Origin of the sequence: Dietzia sp. SL131, from assembly GCF_026672565.1 — a bacterium.
Taxonomy (GTDB): domain Bacteria; phylum Actinomycetota; class Actinomycetes; order Mycobacteriales; family Mycobacteriaceae; genus Dietzia; species Dietzia kunjamensis.
This window is the reverse complement of record NZ_JAPPRI010000003.1, coordinates 2,613,367-2,629,794: the sequence shown is the minus strand read 5'-3', so window position 1 is coordinate 2,629,794 and position 16,428 is coordinate 2,613,367. Positions and strand designations below refer to the sequence as shown.

Here is a 16,428-nt window from a genome sequence, read left to right as displayed (position 1 = left end):
GCCGGCCGACGAGCGGCGGAGAAGGGGCCGGGAGAGCGGGACGTAGTCTGACCCCAGACGACCAGCTACCCGGAGAGGACTCCCATGACCTACCCGCCCCAGGGGAACACTGCCGACGGCGACTCGACCGGTGGCGACGATGCGAGTCGGGGCTCCTACAGCCAGAACCCGTACGGCCAGGGCACATACGGACAGAGTCCGTACAGCCAGGGCTCGTACGGACAGACCGACTACGGCGCGCAGACCCCGACCGGTTACGGCGCGCAGACTCCGTCCTTCGCCGTGGCGGGCGGGTACGGGACCACCTCGGGAGCTCACCCCGGCCCGCCGTCGAACGTCGGCTGGGCGGTCGCGTCGATCCTGTTCTTCTGGCCGTTGTCGTTCGTCGCGATGACCCGCGCGCTGGACGTCTACCCGCTGTGGGCCGCCGGTCGCCACGCCGAAGCCGAGGCCGCCAGCGCGACCGCCAAGAAGCTCGGCATGATCTCGCTGGCGATCGTGGCAGTCCTCATCGTGCTGTACTTCATCTTCATCTTCGCAATGGTGGGACTGGCCTCGAGCGGCTTCTAGACCCGGCCGGGTCCGCGGTTCAGGCCAGGCCCAGACGAGGGGCTTCGATCGCAGGGCACGCGTCCATCACCACGTCCAGCCCTGCATCCTTCGCCCGCTGCGCCGCGGCCTCGTCGACCACCCCCAGCTGCAACCAGACCGCCTTGGCTCCCTTGGCTATCGCATCGTCCACCACGCCGCCCGCGAGCTGCGAGTTGACGAACACGTCGACCACATCGATCTCACCGGGAACGGACGCGAGATCCGGGTAGCCCTGCTGACCGTGCACGGTCTCGGCCTTGGGATGGACCGGCACGATCTCATGTCCCAGGTCGCGGACGTAGGCGGCTATCCCGTACGCGGTGCGCGCGGAGTTGTTGGACAGGCCGGCGACGGCCCAGCGGCCCTTCTCGGTGAGCAAGCGCGTGATGACGGCGGGGTCATTGGAATGGCTCATACCCAGTTCAAGGCCCCCCGCCGCCCAGACATTCCCCGCGCGGCTCCGCCAGGCCCGTCCTCGGGGACATCGCTCCGCTCGCTGGCGCTCCCTCCGCTAGTCCCCGACAGCGTCCTTGCCGCGTCGGACGATCTGCGGGTCCGGGTCGAACACCACCTGGGGGTCCTTGTCCGGGTAGTCGAACTGGTTCAGGAAGTAGCGCATCGCGTTGATGCGGGCCCGCTTCTTGTCGTTGGACTTGATGGTGATCCACGGCGCGTGGTCGGTGTCCGTGCGCCGGAACATCTCCTCCTTGGCGTCCGTGTACTTGTCCCACTTGTCGAGCGACTCCAGGTCCATGGGCGAGAGTTTCCAGCGCCGCACCGGGTCGAGTTGGCGGATCGCGAACCGGGTCTTCTGCTCCTCCCGGGTGACGGAGAACCAGAACTTGGTCAGCCCGATCCCCGAGTCGACCAGCATCTTCTCGAAGTTGGGCGCCTGTTCCATGAACGTCTCGTATTGCGATTGCGTACAGAACCCCATCACCCGCTCCACGCCGGCGCGGTTGTACCAGGAGCGGTCGAACAGCACGAGCTCGCCGCGGCTGGGCAGGTGGGCGATGTAGCGCTGGAAGTACCACTGGTACATCTCGGTCTCGGTCGGCTTGACCAGCGCGACGACCCGGGCCTGCCGGACGTTGATGTACTCGGTGAACCGCTTGATCGTCCCGCCCTTGCCGGCGGCGTCGCGGCCCTCGAACACGATCACCTGCCGGTGCCCGGTCTCGGCCTGCCAGTTCTGGAACTTCAGCAGCTCGATCTGCAGCAGGTACTTCTCGACCTCGTACTGGTTGCGGTCCAGTCGCTCGTCGTACGGGTAGTTCTCCCGCCAGGTGTCGACGGCCCGGCCGTGGATGTCGATGAGATCCGGGTCCTCGCCGTGGTCGTCGCGGACCGTGAACCCCTCGGCACGCAGGCGGTCGATGTAGTGCCGAAGCTGGAAGGTGGACATGGCTCAGTCGAGGTCCACGACGACGGGCGCGTGGTCGGAGGCGCCCTTGCCCTTGCGCTCCTCGCGGTCGATGGACGCCCCGGTCACGCGGGCGGCCAGGGCGGGGGAGTGCAGCTGGAAGTCGATCCGCATGCCCTTGCGCTTGGGGAAGCTGAGTCCGGTGTAGTCCCAGTAGGTGTAGACGCCGGGCCCGGGGGTGTGTTCGCGGGTGACCTCGCGGAAGCCGGCGCCGTCGAACGCGGCAAAGGCGAGCCGCTCGGGGCCGGAGGTGTGTGTCTTGCCCTCGAAGACCTCCGGGTCCCACACGTCCTCGTCGAGCGGCGCGACGTTCCAGTCACCCACCAGGGCGATCTGGGCGGCGGAGTCGGCGGTCAGTTCGGCGGCGGCGTGGTCACGCAGGCGGGCCAGCCACTCCAGCTTGTACGTGTAGTGCGGGTCGCCCAGCTCACGGCCGTTGGGGACGTAGAGGCTGTACACGCGGACGCCGTCGCAGACCGCCGAGATGGCGCGGGCCTCCGGGTCCTGCGAGACCTCGGGGTCCTTGTGGAAACCGGGCATGTCGTCGAAGCCCAGACGTACGTCCTCGAGCCCGACCCGGGAGGCCACGGCAACACCGTTCCACTGGCTCAACCCGTGGTGGGCCACCTCGTACCCGAGCTCACGGAACGCGTCTTCGGGGAACTGCTCGTCCTTGCACTTGGTCTCCTGCATCGCCAGGACGTCGACGTCGGACCGTTCGAGCCACGCGAGCACGCGGTCTTTCCGGGCGCGGATCGAGTTCACATTCCAGGTGGCCAGGCGCATGCGCCCGAGTGTATTGCCCTCCGCGCGGCGGTGTCACCGTGGGAGCGGCGCCGGTGTCAGTCGACGACGACCGCCGGTGTCAGTCGACGACGACGAGGTGGCGCAGCGAATGGTGCGGCTGCAGTCCCAGCTTGGCCCACAGACCACGCCCGGCGGAGTTGTCCGCGAACACGTGCAGGTGACATTCCTGCGCGCCGAGGCCCAGTCCCCACTCCACGAGCGAGCCGGTGACCACCTCGGCCAGGCCGCGGCGGCGGTGGGCGTCCGCGGTCTGCACGCAGGACACGGCGATCCGCGGGTGGCCGTCGGGTCCGGCGGTGACGGCGCCGCGGGCGATCGCGGCCAGGTCCCCGTCCTCTTCGAGCCGGGCGAACACCGCGTGGCCGCCGGGGCCGGGTTCGCCGGCGTCCGGTCCGGAGGCGACGAGCCCCGCGGTGGCGAGCATCGCGGGCCGGACCCGCTCGGGGTCGAGGTCGGCGGTGGCGTGGTAGAGCGCCAGCCAGTCGTCGTCGGGACGCTCGGCCAGGGTGACCGCCGGCCGGGTGGGGGCGGGGAACGCCTCGTCGACCACCGCGAGCAGGTCGCGGCTGTCGGCGGTGCACAGCAGGAGGTCGCGGTCGGCATGGATCCGCGAGGCGTCCACCGGGGCGCCGTCGAGCTTCATTCGCTCGGATTTCACCAGCCGGCCCACGTCCACGAGTCGCAGCGGCAGGCCGCGGGCGGCGTACCAGTCGCGAACCCCGTCCAGGTCCTCACAGTTGGCCCACGGCAGGACCGGCACCGCGGAGTTCCCGCGGTAGGACCAGTCGTCGCCGGCGCGGCAGAACCAGCCGTCGACCACCTCGTACTCCGGTCCGGGCCACGCCAGGGCGCCGGCGTACTCGTGCGCCCGGATGTCGCGGGCCCGCACCGGCCGCGGCGGGATCACCTTGAGCACCGCGATGTCGGCGTCCGCGATCCGCACCTGCTCACCGGACTCGCGGGCCACGACCAGTTCCGGCTCGAGCTCCACCACGCGACCGATGACGTCCGTGTACAGATGCGAGGTCTGGCCCGCCTCCAGGTGGCGACGCACCACCACGCGATCGCCCACCGCCACCCGGCGGCCGGCGTTCCACCGGGACCGTTCCGACAGGCCCCGGTCCTGCTCAGCCATGATCGGTGCCGACCTCGTCGTCGTCGTAGTCGTGGTCGTCATCGTCTTCATCGGCGAACGGGTCCGGGTCGGAGGCCGGATCCCAGCTCAGGCCGGGTACGCCCCACCCGGCGTCACGGATGTGGCGCTTGGCGGCCTTGCGGTTCCGTCCGATGAGGCCGTCGGTGTAGAGGAAACCGTCGAGGTGGCCGACCTCGTGCTGCAGGCAGCGGGCGAACAGGCCGTACCCCTCCACCGAGACGGGTTCGCCGTGCTCGTCGGTGCCCGTCACGCGCGCCCACCAGGCGCGACCGCGCGGGAAGTTGACCGCCGGGACGGACAGGCAACCCTCGAGGTCGTCCTCCGGATCCGGCATGGTCTCCGGGATCTCGGACGTCTCCAGGACCGGGTTGACCACGCATCCGCGCCGGTTGAGCCAACCGCCGCGCGCCTCGACCTCCTCGCGGGTCACGCCCTCGCCGTCCTCGGTGTCCAGGTCGGGGCAGTCGTAGACGAACAGCCGCTTGCGCACGCCGATCTGGTTGGCGGCCAGGCCCACCCCGTTGGCGGCGTCCATGGTGTCGTAGAGGTCCTGCACCAGCGCCGCGAGTTCCTCGGGGGACTCGGTGACGGGCTCGGTGGGGGCGTGGAGCGCGGGATCGCCGAGGATGACGATGGGACGGACGGCCATGGTGGTCGATTCTAGATTGCCGGACATGGCGACGTGTCGGAGGTGTGTGGTTCACTACGGGGGAATCACAACGGTGTATTTCGGCGTCGTGGTTGGCAGAGGTCGCCAGTCGTTGTCAGTGGTCAACAGAGGTCATCACGGTCAGGAGGCAGGCACATGGGTCGGTCAGCCACCGCGGCACGCGAGGTGCAGGGCGAGAAGGACCGCGAGCAGGGGGCGGCCGAGCTCCACGCCGCCGACCCCGTCCTGTCCGAACGAGACCGGGCCATGCTCGAGTTCGAGCGGCAGTGGTGGAAGTTCGCCGGCTCCAAGGAGGAGGCGATCCGGCAGCAGTTCGACATGTCCGGTACGCGCTACTTCCAGATCCTCAACGACCTCATCGACCGCCCCGAGGTCCTGGCCGCGGACCCGCTCCTCGTCAAGCGGCTGCGCCGGATGCGTTCCAGCCGACAGAAGGCACGCGCGGCGCGCAACCTGGGAATGCGGCTCGACTGACCTAGACTCGGCGGCGTGAGCTCCCAGTCCGGACCCCCGCAGTACGACAGCCCGCAGCCCGGCGATGCCGAGTACGGCGGCGCGCACGGCGCCGACGACCCCTACGCGCAGGGCGACGGCCCGGCCATGGACGAGCCGACCGGCCCGCCGTACCGCGCCATCGCGATGGTGCTGCTGGCCGCGGTCGTGCTGGCGGTCGGCGTCGGACTGGTCCAGCTGTTCGGCGGTGACGAGGACGAGGCGACCCCCACCGCCGACGACACCACCTCCCAGGTCGAGCAGGACGCCTCGGCCGGCCAGGACGCCGATGGCCAGACCGGGGCCGACGGCGCCGGCGCCGCCACTGCCCCGGGCGACGCCGGGGCCGGTCAGGACGGTGCCGGCGGCGCGGACGGTGCGCCCGGCGGAGGAGCCGACGGGCAGGCCCCGCAGTCCGGCGACCCCGCGGCGCCCGCGCCGGGCCAGCCCGCCGGGCAGGTCCCCGGCGGAGCGGTGCCGGACGTGACGTCCGTGCCCGTGCAGATCTTCAACAACAGCACGGTGACCGGGCTGGCCGGCCGCACCGGCGAGGCGCTGCGCGAGAACGGGTACGCCGTGGGCGAGGTGGCCAACATGCCGTCCAACCGCGGCGTCGTGGCGGAGTCGACCGCCTTCTACGGTTCCGGCCCCGGAGAACAGCAGGCAGCACAGGCGATCGCGTCCCAGTTGGGCATCACCGCCAAGCCGCGGCCGGCGGATCTCGCGGACGAGGCGCCAGGGGTGATCGTGATCGTCACCCAGGATCTCGACCGCTGACCCCTGAGGATATGATGAGCCCACGCATTCCGTTCCGCGGGTTGCGTGCTCACTAGCGACTTGCAGCTTCCCGAGATCGAAGGAGCCCCCATGGCCCCGCGTCAGACCGCCCGCCGCCTCTTGGTCGCGGCTCCCGCACTCGCCCTCGCGTTCGCCGTGGCCGCGTGCAGCCCGCCCAACGAGCAGCCGGCCGAGGCCGACGCGCCGTACACGCTGCCCAGCTACACCGAGGACGCCGCGCCGACGAGCTCGATCCCGGAGACGCAGGAGACCGACGTGCCCGAGGGGGCCGGCGACTTCGAGCCCGGCGCGACCGAGACGGGCACTCCCGGTGGCGAGGGCGGCGACGAGGGCGGCGGCCAGGCCACCACCGACGACGGCGTGGTCGTCCCGGGAGCCGGGCAGCAGGCCGGCAACGCCCCGGCGCAGCCCGCCCCCTGAGCAGCCCGCCCCTGACCTGACGGGTCGGCACCACCCCCGGACGACGAGAAGAGCGTCCCGCACACGGTCCCCGAGAGGGACAGGTGCGGGACGCTCTTCTCGTTGAGCCGGTGGCCGGCTCCGGCCGCGCGACGGGTCAGTTGGCGGCGCTGCCGTCGAGGCCCGACCCGGTGAACTTCTCCAGCACGGGGGCCTCGTGGGTGATGGTGCCGTCCTCGACGCTCTCCCGGTAGGCGAGGTTGCCCACGCGGTTCGCGATCACCGGCGCCGTGCACACGGCGACGATCGCGGCCAGCACGAGCATGCCCAGGTCGATGTCCGGGAAGATCCGGATCCCGGCGCCGAGCAGGATCAGCACGAGGCCGAGGACCTGCGGCTTGGCGGCCGGGTGCATGCGGCTGAGGGTGTCGCGGAAGCGGACGAGGCCGATCGCGCTGGCCAGTGTCAGCAGCGCGCCGGCGAGGACGAACAGTGCGGAGATGATCTCCACCAGGTCGTTGGTCATGGGAGGGCCTCCTCGGGCGTTCCGACGGTGTCGTTCACGCGGAAACGGGCCACGGACACCGAGCCGAGGAACGCCACGAGGGCGAGCGCGACGAGCGCGGCGGCGGGGGTGGTGTCCTTGGACCAGGCGATGTAGATGCCGATGCCGCCCTGGGCGACCGCGACGAGCGCGTCCAGGGAGATCAGCCGGTCGAGGGTGTTGGGGCCGCCGACGAGCCGGATCATGGTGGCGAACAGCGCGGCCGTCAGCGCGATGACGGCCAGGCTCCAGAGGATGAGCGAGATGATGTTCACCGGGGGGCCTCCTGTCCCGGGGTGGGGCCGCCGGCGTCGTCCGCGTGGTGGGCCGAGTGCTCGGCTGCGGCCTGCTCCGCTTCGGCTCGTGCGGCTTCGGGCTTTTCTGCTTCGGCGTGACCGTGAGCTGCGTGATGGGTGGCGGGCGCGGAGTCCGCGGGGTCCGCGGGGTCCGCGGGGTCCGCGGTGCCCACGGTCGTCGGGGCGCTGTCGGCGGGTGCGGAGTAGTGCTCCGGGCTCGGCTTCCAGTCCTCGTCGCGCTCGAAGGCGCGCTGGTAGAGCGTCTCGATGTGCGCGGTCTGGGATCGGAAATGCTCCACGGCGTCGTCGGTTCCGGTGTTCAGCACGTGGATGTAGACGTAGCGGGCCGCGGGATCCACGCGGACGACGATGCCGCCCGGCATGAGGTTGAGGGTGTTGACGGCGAGGGCCAGGGTGAAGTCGGATTTCAGCCGCATCGGGGCGCGCAGCACGGCGGAGCGCGGGGGCGCCTGGGGCCGGACCGAGAGCCAGGCGACGGCGAATGACGACCGGACGAGGTAGTAGGCCACCACGATCACCAGCCACACCATCGACACCGGTCGCAGCAGCCCCTCGACGGGGACGCGGGGGAGCGGGAGGACGGCCATGACCACGGTCGCGACGATGAGTCCGGCGGCGATGGTGCCGATGTCGATGCTGCCCCACAGCAGGACCCAGGCGAAGGCCAGCCACAGGGTCATGAACAGGCGGGCGCCGAGTACCCGCGGCTCCAACGTCATCTTCCGGGCCATGTCAGCGCACCCCCGTCACGGAGTCGACGAAGCGTTCGGGTGTGGCGTCGGTGGGGACGGTCACGAGGTACTCGACACGCTCCCGGAGGCTCGCGGCGGCGCCGTCGGTGACCGCGAGCAGTGGGCCGGCGAAGACGGTCATGAGGAGCGAGACGACGATGAGCGCCCATGTCGGGGCCAGCATGCTCCACGGCATCCGCCCGACCTCGTCGCGCTCGTCGAACTCGACGTACTCGTCGGACGGCAGCAGTGCGAGCGGCTTGGCCAGCGCGATCGCGCCCTCGGGGGCGTCCGCCCGGGGCCGCCAGAACGCCTTGGACCACACGCGCACGACCACGTACAGCGTCAGCAGGCTGGTGACCATGGCGCCGGCGACGAGCACCCACATGAGGACCCCGCCGACCTCTGCGCCGGCCTGGACCACGGCGAGCTTGCCGACGAAGCCGGAGAACGGCGGGATCCCGCCCAGGTTGAGCGCCGGGATGAGGAACGTGACGGCGAGGACCGGGCTGACGACGCCGAGCGACCCCAATCGGCGGAGGGAGGACGACCCCGCCTGCCGTTCGATGAGGCCCACGACCAGGAACAGTGTGGTCTGCACGACGATGTGGTGGCCGACGTAGTAGATCGCGGCGCTCAGCCCGGACTCGGTGGACAGGGCGATTCCGAAGATCATGTAGCCGATGTGGCTGACCAGGGTGAACGACAGGATCCGCTTGATGTCCGACTGGGCGATCGCACCGAGGATGCCCACGACCATCGTCAACAGGCCGGCCACCAGGAGGACGCCGTCCATGCTGCCACCGGGGAACACCAGGGTGTGGAAGCGGATGATCGCGTAGACGCCGACCTTGGTGAGCAGACCGGCGAACACGGCGGTGACCGGGGCGGGCGCGGTCGGGTACGAGTCGGGCAGCCACGTGGACAGCGGGAACACGGCGGCCTTGATGCCGAACGCCACGAGGAACACGGCGAAGATGGTGTGCCGCAGGCCGTCCGGGACCTCGGTCATCCGGGTGGCGATCTGCGCCAGGTTGAGCGTTCCGACGGCGGAGTAGGTCAGTGCGATGCCCAACAGGAAGACCATGGAGGACACCATCGACACGACGGTGTACGACACTCCCGCGCGCACACGTTCCTGGCTGGCACCCAGCGTGAGCAGGACGTAGGACGCGGCCAGCAGCATCTCGAACCCGACGAACAGGTTGAACAGGTCGCCGGCGATGAACGCCGCGTTCAGGCCGGCGGCCAGCGCGAGGTAGGTCGGCAAGAAGACCGAGGTCGGCTGGTCGCCGTCTCCGTCCCGGACACCCTGGCCGACGGCGTAGATGATGACCGTCAGCAGGATCACGGCGGACACGCACAGCATCAGCGCGCTGAGCCGGTCCGCGACCAGGGTGATGCCGACCGGGGCGTCCCAGCCTCCCACCTGGACGGTGTGCATCCCGTGTTGTTCGGTGAGCACCAGCAGGATGCCGGAGATGACCAACACCCCGGACAGGGTGGTGATCGTGATGACGTTCTGCACCCGCGGTCGGCGGGAGACCACCAGACAGAGGGCGGCCGCCAGCATCGGGGCGAGCACGACCGACGGGATGAGGTAGCCGAAGAGTTCGGGGGACATCACAGGTCCTCGTCCTTTCCGGCGTCCTTGTAGCGCTTCACGCGTCGATCGATCCGTCGGGCCTCCGCCTCGGCTCGGGCCCGTGCCTCCGCGCGAGCATCGGCCTCGGCCCGGGCCCGTGCTTCCGCGCGGGCTTCGGCGGCGGCCTCGGCTTCGGCCTCCTCGAGGTCCTCGTCGTCGTAGTCGACGTGGTCACCGAGTTCGGTGGGCTGACCGGTGGTGTGGTCGTCGGAGGCGTCACGGTCGGGGGCGGACCAGGCGTCGGTGGGGGACCGTCGGGCGATCTTCGTGTCCTCGACGTCGTCCGCGACCTCGTCCACGGTGGTGAACTGGTACGAGCGGTAGGCCAGCGCCAGGATGAACGCCCCGACACCGGCGGTGATGACGATGGCGGTGAGGATCATGGCCTGGGCCAGCGGATCGGAGTCGGTGGCGTTGCCGCCCCAGGTCCGGTCGCGGATGGGCGGGTTCCCGGGGGCGCCGCCCGCCGCCAGCAGCAGCAGGTTGACGCCGTTGGACAGGATCATGATGCCCAGCAGGATCTTGATGATGGCCCGCTCGAGCAGCAGGTAGACGCCGGCGGCGCTGAGGATGCCGGCCAGGAGCAGCAGTGCGAAGTCGGCGGTCATGGCATCCCCCGGGACGTCGTGCCCTGGTTCTCGGCGGCCTTCAGGCGCGCGGCGCGGCGGGCGGCCAGATCGGACCGCGGTGCGGCGCCGTCGACGCCGGGGACGCGGCGCAGGGAGGCGGTGGACGGCGAGTCGGTGGCGTCGACGTAGACGGCGCGGAGTTCCTCGAGGTCCTCGGCGTCCAGGTCGAGTCGGGCGCCGAGGCTGCGGAGGATGTCGAGGACGAGACCGACGACGATGAGGTAGACCCCCGCGTCGAAGAACAGGGCCGTGACGAACTTGACGTCCCCGAACACGGGGAGCGTCCCCTCGAAGGTGGCGCTGGACAGGGGAGGCGCCCCGAAGAACATGGACGCGGTCGCCGTGCCGGCGGCCAGCAGGAGCCCGAATCCGAGGATCCGGCCGGCGTCGATAGGGATGGCCTCCCCGAGTTCGTAGCGGCCGCCGGCGACGTACCGCAGTACGAGGGCCAGGCCCGCCACGAGACCGCCGGCGAAGCCCCCTCCGGGGTTGTTGTGTCCCGCGAAGAAGAAGAACAGGCTCAGGATCATCATGGTGGGGAAGATGAGCCTGGTGGTGACCTCGAGAACGAGGGAACGGGCCCGCGGATCGCGGACTGTCGCCCCGACCAGCCAGCGGCCGGGGGAGGCGCCGGGAGCCTCGACGACGATCCGGGCGGCCTCGATGCCCCGTCGGCCGGAGCGCGTCTTGCCGGCGTCGGCGAGGCGGGGCCCTGAGCCGTAGCGGCGGTTGCGGAAGACCAGGCTGGCCACACCGGTGGCGGCGACGAGCAGCACTGTGATCTCACCGAGGGTGTCCCAGGCGCGGATGTCGACCAGGGTGACGTTGACGGCGTTGGCACCGTTGCCGATGTCGTAGGCGAGGTCCGGGAAGACGGTGGACACGGCGGGCCGCTGGCGGGCGTTGATCGCGTAGGCGCCGACGATCACCACGAGCAGCCCCACCCCGATGCCGAGCCAGGCGCGGGTCCGGCGGAAGCCGTCCGACAACGGGACCTCGGCGGGCATCGTGCGCAGCACCAGGACGAACGCGACCATCAGCAGCGTCTCGACCAACACCTGGGTGAGGGCCAGGTCCGGGGCGCCGTGGAAGGCGAAGATGATGGCGACGCCGTAGCCGGTGACGGACATGCTGATCACCGCGGCGAGACGGTTGCGCAGGACGGTGGCGGCGATCGCGGCGACGGTCATGGGGATCATGACGAACAGCACGACCGGGTTGCCCGCCAGCTCCATCCGCAGGCCCTCGCGGGTGCCGACCATGAGAGACGCGAACGGGAACAGCACGAGGGTGAACAGGATGATGCCGAGCGTCAGCGGGAGGGAGCCGCGCTGGATGCTCGCGGTCAGGCGCAGGGACAGGAGGTCGAAGAAGCGCAGGACGGCGTCGTAGATGCGGTCGGCGTTACCCAGCGCGGGGGACTCGAACTGCATCCGCTCGACGGTCCGCTGGGCGACGTAGAGCATGGCTCCCAGCACGTACACGACCGCCGTGAGCGCCAGCGGGATGCCGACGCCGTGCCACAGTCCCAGGTGGTAGGTCTCGTCGCCGCGCCACGGGCTGCCGGGCGGGAACGCGACGTCGACGAACCGGACGAGGAGGTTCTCGACGGGCGCCCACCACAGGCCGAGCACGAGGCCGGCGACGGCGAGGACCGCGGGCACCGAGAGGAACATCGGGTTGACTGGCTTCGAGTCGGCGACGGCCGGGCTGATCCCGTCGGAGAAGGACGGCTTGTCCCGGAATGCACCCATGACCAGGCGGGCGGTGTACGAGAAGGTGAGCACCGAGCCCACGACGAGGCCCGCGGTGACGACGATCGCCGGCATCCCGTGCAGCCTCCCCTCGGCCAGCACGGTGGCGAACGCGGACTCCTTGCCGATGAACCCGAGGAAGGGCGGGAGCCCGGCCATCGAGGCGGCGGCGAGGGTGAAGAACACCGCCAGCGCGGGCCGCGTGCGACCGAGGCCCGACAGCTCGCGGATCTCGCGGGTGCCGGTCGTCTTGTCGATCACGCCGACCGCCATGAACAGGGACGACTTGAACAGCGAATGCGCCAGCAGCATGGTGAGCCCGGCGAGCATGGTGTCCCGGGAGCCGATGCCCACCAGCACGAGCAGGAAGCCCAGCTGGGACACGGTGCCGAAGGCCAGCACCAGCTTGAGGTCCGTCTCTCTCAGCGCCCGCCACCCGGCCATGAGCAGGGAGACCAGGCCCAGGGCGATGAGCGGTAGCTGCCAGGTGGACGAGCCGGACAACCCGGGACTGAACGCCGCGACGAGGAAGACGCCGGCCTTGACCATGGCCGCGGAGTGCAGGTACGCGCTCACCGGGGTGGGGGCGGTCATCGCCCCCGGTAGCCAGAAGTGCAGGGGAGCGATGGCGGACTTGCTCGCCGCGCCGATGATGAGCAGGGCGAGGGCCCAGTGGACTTGGGCCCCCGACGGTGGGGCCGCGACGATCTCGCTGAGCAGGTACGACCCGGCCTCCTGCGCCAGGATGATCATGCCGACGAGCATCGCCAGGCCGCCGAGGGTGGTCACCAGCAGTGCCTGGGTGGCGGCACGCCGGGACGAGGCCCGCTCGGCGTAGTGGCCGACCAGCAGGAAGCTCAGAACGGAGGTGATCTCCCAGAAGATGTACAGCAGGATCATGTTGTCGGCCACGACCAGGCCGAACATGACGCCCGCGAAGGCGACGAGCTCCGCGGCGAACAGGTGGAGTCGCGGTTCGGAGTCGTCGAAGTACCAGGTGCAGTAGAACAGCACCAACGCACCGACGCCCAGTGCGATGAGGGACATCAGCGCGGACAGGGCGTCCATCCGCAGGTCGAGCGCGAGGTGGATGCCGGGAGCCCACTGGATGGAGTCCGTGGGTACCCGGTCGAGGTTCGCGGCCACCCACACCGTGCCGGCGGCGGGGACCAACGCCAGGAGCGGGAAGGCGCGGCGTCCGAACCTGGACACCAACGGGATCGCGATCAGGGCGGCCACGGCATGGGCCGCGAGGATCACGATCACCGGCGGCTCCTCTCCTTGCGTCGAACGGACGACGACATGCGGACGTATCCGCCGCGAGGCGGCGGGGAGTCGGTGGTCGACCGGGGCGTGGTTCCTGTGGTCACTTTACAGAACGGTGTTTCTGACCCGTCTTCACCGCAGGTGGAGACGGGTCGCGGCGCTGAGCAGCGCCGCGATCGAGGCCTCGGTGGAGGTCTGCCCGAACCCGAGCGCCCACGTCTCGCGGCGACCACAGCTGGCGCGCAGGATGGTGCACCACGATCCGGCCTCGCCGAACGCGTGGCCGTCGTGCCGGTGGCCCTCGTACTGGTGGAACTGCTCGATCTCCGTGCGGGCGCCGACCTGCCCCAGCATGTCGGACATCGCGGTGACGTCGCCGCAGGACTCGGTGGTCAGGCGGCGGGCGGTGAACTCGCCGGGCGCGTCCCCGGCGGTACGGGTGGCCAGGATCGCCTCGTAGGCGGTGATGCCCCGGCCCAGCGGGCGGCGGGAGAAATCGGCCAGGTGGAAGCGGTCGGTGGACGGGGCGTAGGTGTCGAGCAGCGTGCGCCAGTCCAGGCCCGCGGCCTCGGAGGCGAACCCCCGTGGCAGGCGGCGGCCGAATCGGTCCGCGAAGGGGCAGGTGGGAGAGCCGGCGGTCGCGTTGGGCCGGCCGAAGGTGGGATTCGCCGTGGGGGTCATGGGGTTCTCGCTTCTCTCGCGTCGGTGAGGTGACCGACGGGAGAAGGAGTAACCACGCAACGGGGGTGCCGGTCTGTCAGGCCCCGTTACGTCCGGTTACTACGAGAATCTTCCGCATGGTCAGACACTCTAGGCCGCCGGCGGGAATCCCGGCAAGCCCGCGGTGCCCCGCCCGCGCGTCCTGCCCTCGCCCTGCCCGCGCGCCGCCCACCCTCGCGCGGCGCACCCACGCACGGCTCAGCTCTCGCGACGCTCGGCGTACTGCCGGAGGTCCTCCACCTGCACGGGGTCGAGAGAGGGTCTGACCGCGCGGCGGGCGCGCGCCACGTCCTCTGCGGTGACCTCGGCCGCGTCGATGTCGCGACGCATCGCGGTCAGCGCCGACTCCCGCAGCAGTGCGGCGCAGTCCGCGGCCGAGTACCCGTCCAGGTCGGTCGCGAGCTCGGTCAGGTCCACGTCGTCGGCCAGCGGGACGTCCCGGCCCGCGGCCCGGAGGATGTCCGCCCGGGCCTCGGCGTCCGGCGGGGGGACGAACACCAGGCGTTCGAGTCGCCCCGGACGCAGTAGCGCGGGGTCGATGAGCTCGGGCCGGTTGGTGGCGCCGAGGATGACCACGTCGCCCAGCGGCTCCGCACCGTCGAGTTCGGTGAGCAGGGCCGCGACCACCCGGTCGCCGACGCCCGAGTCGCCGGACTGGCCCCGGCGCGGGGCGAGCGCGTCGATCTCGTCGAGGAACACCAGCGACGGCGCGGAGTCCCGGGCCTTGCGGAACAGGTCGCGAACGGCCTTCTCCGAGGACCCGACCCACTTGTCCATGAGCTCGGCGCCCTTGACCATGTGCACCGTCAGCCGGCCGCTCGCGGCGAGGGCCCGCACGACGAAGGTCTTGCCACACCCCGGGGGGCCGTACAGCAGCACGCCCCGCGGCGGCTGCACCCCCAGCCGTTCGAAGGAGTCGCGGTGCTGCAGCGGCCAGAGCACCGTCTCGGTGAGCGCCTGACGTACCTCCTCCATGTCCCCGACGTCGTCGAGGGTGATCGATCCGAGGCTCAGCTCCTCGGTGCCGGACCGGGACAGCGGCCGGATCACGCTGATCGCGCCCAGGAGGTCGTCCTGCTCCAGACGGGCGGCGGGGTGGTCTGGCGCGGGACGGTCGGGTGCAGCGAGGTCGGTGTCGCCGTTGCCCGCGGCCCGCCCGGCCGCGCGCAGTGCCGCCTCCCGGGTCAGTGCCCTCATGTCGCCGGCGACGTACCCGGGGGTGCGCTCGGCGATGGCGGGCAGGTCCAGCGTCGCGGTGGGCACGTTCCGGAGCATGATCTCCAGCAGCGCGGCACGGTCGGCCGCGTCGGGCAGGGGCAGGTCGAGGACGCGGTCGCAGAGGTCGGGTTCCCGGAGCCGGGCGTCGGCGTCCTCGGGGCGAACGCAGGTCGCCACCAACACTGATCCGGGGCAGGCCACCACCGACCGCAGTCGGTCGAGGACCAGCGTGGACACCGGCTCGGGCTGCGCGGAGAGTAGTGCGTCGACGTCGGTGACCAGGAGGATCCCGCCGTTCTCCCGGGCCCGTTCGGCGGCGGCACGGACCGCCTCGAGTCGCGAGGCCGGGTCGAGTGCCCCGACCGAGGGCCCGTCGACCACCTCGAGTCGCCGGTCGCCCGCGACCGAGCGGACCAGCGTCGCCTTGCCGACGCCCGGAGGCCCCGCCACGAGTACCCCGAGGTGGGGCGACGCGCCCAGCGTGCGCAGCAGGTCCGAGCGGTCCAGCGCGAGGGAGAGCCATTGCTCCAGCACCTCGGCCCGGTCGGCGACGCCCACGAGGTCTTCCCTCGCGACGGCAGTGATGGCCGAGCCGCCGGCCGTCTCCGGGCCCGCGCTGCCCCCGGCGGCGGCAGGAGCCGCCGCGGTGGGGGAGCTCGCCGTCGGACCGGTGCCCCCGGCCCCCGCGCCCCCGGTGCCCACGCCGGTCACGATCGCCGTGGTGGGCTGCACGGAGACGGTCCCGCCGGGCACGGTCGCGGTGACGGTGAGCAGCTCGGTGCTCCACGCCGCGCCCATGGTGTTGCGCAGGGTGCGGGTCGTGCCGGAGGTGGGGAAGTCGGGGCCGAGGTCGCGCGGCATCAGCGTGACCGAGTCCCCGACCCGCACCACCTTGCCCAGCAGCGCCGACCGCAGCACACGCTCGGCGACTCCGCGACCCGCCGGCGGGAGGCCCTGCACCTCGACGGACTGTGCGCCCGTCACTTGCGCGGCGCGCACGGTCACCCGCGCGTCTTCACCGAGGCCACAGTTGGCGGCCACCACCTCGTCGACCACCAGGACACCGCTCGGCGCGCCCGTGGCCGCGGCGGCGACCACGGCGCCCGTCGTGCGGGCACCGATGATCTCGATGGCATCCCACTCGCGCATCCCCAGCGCGAGGATCACTTCCGGGAGTGCGCGGACGATTCCCCGTCGGGAGTCGGCCGCGGACGCCGACAGGCGCAGGGTCAGGTCAAGATCCGGGCGGGGGTTCACGGAGGTGAGCG

At 71.3% G+C, this 16,428-nt stretch carries 17 protein-coding genes; 4 read left to right on the top strand and 13 right to left on the bottom strand.

From position 1 onward, the window contains the following. The first annotated feature begins 84 nt into the window (after positions 1-84). Positions 85-570 (top strand): CD225/dispanin family protein, encoded by a 486-nt coding sequence (locus OVA21_RS13300; protein ID WP_259820688.1) that lies wholly within the window; start codon positions 85-87, stop codon positions 568-570. A gap of 19 nt (positions 571-589) precedes the next feature. Here OVA21_RS13300 and OVA21_RS13295 read toward each other — a convergent pair whose 3' ends face one another. The 5 genes from OVA21_RS13295 to OVA21_RS13275 form a co-directional block, all read right to left on the bottom strand. After that, positions 590-1,006: a CoA-binding protein gene (locus OVA21_RS13295; RefSeq protein WP_119192772.1), complete on the bottom strand. Its 417-nt coding sequence runs from the start codon at positions 1,004-1,006 to the stop codon at positions 590-592. 96 nt (positions 1,007-1,102) lie between these two features. Then, entirely contained in the window at positions 1,103-1,996 is an 894-nt protein-coding gene (gene ppk2, locus OVA21_RS13290; protein WP_259820689.1) for a polyphosphate kinase 2, read from the bottom strand. Positions 1,997-1,999: 3 nt separating this feature from the next. Then, positions 2,000-2,800 (bottom strand): exodeoxyribonuclease III, encoded by an 801-nt coding sequence (locus tag OVA21_RS13285; protein WP_259820690.1) that lies wholly within the window; start codon positions 2,798-2,800, stop codon positions 2,000-2,002. 79 nt (positions 2,801-2,879) lie between these two features. Next, on the bottom strand, positions 2,880-3,956 hold the full coding sequence (locus tag OVA21_RS13280; protein ID WP_259820691.1) for a GNAT family N-acetyltransferase: 1,077 nt from the start codon (positions 3,954-3,956) through the stop codon (positions 2,880-2,882). Next, positions 3,949-4,626 carry a peptide deformylase gene (locus tag OVA21_RS13275; RefSeq protein ID WP_259820692.1) on the bottom strand — a complete coding sequence of 226 codons (678 nt, stop codon included), beginning with the start codon at positions 4,624-4,626 and terminating at the stop codon, positions 3,949-3,951. The genes OVA21_RS13280 and OVA21_RS13275 overlap by 8 nt, the downstream gene beginning before the upstream one ends. Before the next feature lie 156 nt (positions 4,627-4,782). Here OVA21_RS13275 and OVA21_RS13270 point away from each other — a divergent pair, with 156 nt between their 5' ends. From OVA21_RS13270 to OVA21_RS13260, 3 genes are all read left to right on the top strand, one after another. Beyond that, on the top strand, positions 4,783-5,121 hold the full coding sequence (locus OVA21_RS13270; RefSeq protein WP_268092584.1) for a DUF3263 domain-containing protein: 339 nt from the start codon (positions 4,783-4,785) through the stop codon (positions 5,119-5,121). A gap of 15 nt (positions 5,122-5,136) precedes the next feature. Then, the gene (locus OVA21_RS13265; RefSeq protein ID WP_259820694.1) at positions 5,137-5,916 is read left to right on the top strand and encodes a LytR C-terminal domain-containing protein; all 780 of its coding nucleotides are present in this window, start codon (positions 5,137-5,139) and stop codon (positions 5,914-5,916) included. Between the two features lie 90 nt (positions 5,917-6,006). After that, complete coding sequence (locus tag OVA21_RS13260; RefSeq protein WP_067719295.1) at positions 6,007-6,357, top strand: hypothetical protein; 351 nt, start codon at positions 6,007-6,009, stop codon at positions 6,355-6,357. A 136-nt stretch (positions 6,358-6,493) separates the two neighbouring features. On the opposite strand, the gene OVA21_RS13255 is transcribed toward OVA21_RS13260, so the two are convergent. The 8 genes from OVA21_RS13255 to OVA21_RS13220 form a co-directional block, all read right to left on the bottom strand. Next, positions 6,494-6,862 carry a monovalent cation/H(+) antiporter subunit G gene (locus OVA21_RS13255; protein WP_067719292.1) on the bottom strand — a complete coding sequence of 123 codons (369 nt, stop codon included), beginning with the start codon at positions 6,860-6,862 and terminating at the stop codon, positions 6,494-6,496. After that, the gene (locus tag OVA21_RS13250) at positions 6,859-7,086 is read right to left on the bottom strand and encodes a monovalent cation/H+ antiporter complex subunit F (protein ID WP_235027698.1); all 228 of its coding nucleotides are present in this window, start codon (positions 7,084-7,086) and stop codon (positions 6,859-6,861) included. Before OVA21_RS13250 ends, OVA21_RS13255 begins: the two co-directional genes overlap by 4 nt. A gap of 65 nt (positions 7,087-7,151) precedes the next feature. Further along, the gene (locus tag OVA21_RS13245; protein ID WP_259820697.1) at positions 7,152-7,928 is read right to left on the bottom strand and encodes a Na+/H+ antiporter subunit E; all 777 of its coding nucleotides are present in this window, start codon (positions 7,926-7,928) and stop codon (positions 7,152-7,154) included. 1 nt (position 7,929) lies between these two features. Beyond that, complete coding sequence (locus OVA21_RS13240; RefSeq protein WP_259820699.1) at positions 7,930-9,552, bottom strand: Na+/H+ antiporter subunit D; 1,623 nt, start codon at positions 9,550-9,552, stop codon at positions 7,930-7,932. Further along, a complete protein-coding gene (locus OVA21_RS13235; RefSeq protein WP_159147571.1) occupies positions 9,552-10,181 on the bottom strand; it encodes a Na(+)/H(+) antiporter subunit C in 630 nt (209 codons plus the stop codon). The genes OVA21_RS13240 and OVA21_RS13235 overlap by 1 nt, the downstream gene beginning before the upstream one ends. Continuing rightward, a complete protein-coding gene (locus tag OVA21_RS13230; RefSeq protein ID WP_268092583.1) occupies positions 10,178-13,222 on the bottom strand; it encodes a Na+/H+ antiporter subunit A in 3,045 nt (1,014 codons plus the stop codon). The genes OVA21_RS13235 and OVA21_RS13230 overlap by 4 nt, the downstream gene beginning before the upstream one ends. Positions 13,223-13,354: 132 nt before the next feature. Further along, positions 13,355-13,903, bottom strand: a complete 549-nt coding sequence (locus tag OVA21_RS13225) for a hypothetical protein (protein WP_132062512.1) — start codon at positions 13,901-13,903, stop codon at positions 13,355-13,357. A gap of 237 nt (positions 13,904-14,140) precedes the next feature. Further along, positions 14,141-16,417: an AAA family ATPase gene (locus OVA21_RS13220; protein ID WP_268092582.1), complete on the bottom strand. Its 2,277-nt coding sequence runs from the start codon at positions 16,415-16,417 to the stop codon at positions 14,141-14,143. Positions 16,418-16,428: the final 11 nt, after the last annotated feature.